Source organism: Vibrio sp. R-1 (assembly GCF_035615595.1).
GTDB classification, from domain to species: Bacteria; Pseudomonadota; Gammaproteobacteria; order Enterobacterales; family Vibrionaceae; genus Vibrio; species Vibrio cholerae.
On the sequence record NZ_WPDC01000337.1, the window covers coordinates 1 to 396 of the forward strand.

1 protein-coding gene is annotated in these 396 nt (G+C 42.4%); it reads right to left on the minus strand.

Going from position 1 to position 396, the window contains the following annotated elements; genetic code table 11:
• Positions 1 to 382, minus strand: a 382-nt coding sequence (locus GOU96_RS18400; RefSeq protein ID WP_324702134.1) for a hypothetical protein, incomplete at its 3' end; no start/stop codon positions are given.
• Positions 383 to 396 lie beyond the last annotated feature (14 nt).

The window sequence follows — 396 nt, forward strand, 5'->3', positions numbered from 1 at the left end:
TTCGTAGTTCAAGTTTGACTTTGGTTGCTTCTGTATCTGCTAAATCGTAGAACTTTCGTTTTGCTATGGCCTTAACAGGGTTGCCTAGTTTTCTTACATTACTTAATTTCCACGCCAACCAGCCACTCTCAAACTCTGATTCATCACAGCCTGAATGCTCACAATCCTCTTTTACCCAAGGTTCACACGAGACAATATCAACAACAGCAACAACCTGCCCTGTCAAATCTTCATCGCCCTCTTTTGTTAACCGTGTGCTATTTTGGACCAGAGCAACATTGAGCATTGGTAACACTTCTGGACGCCAAGTTCTGATTTCCAACAACTTGGTTTTATTCGCAATCATTGTTCCCCACGGCTCAACTACAGATAGCGCTTTCACATTTTTCTCCAAAG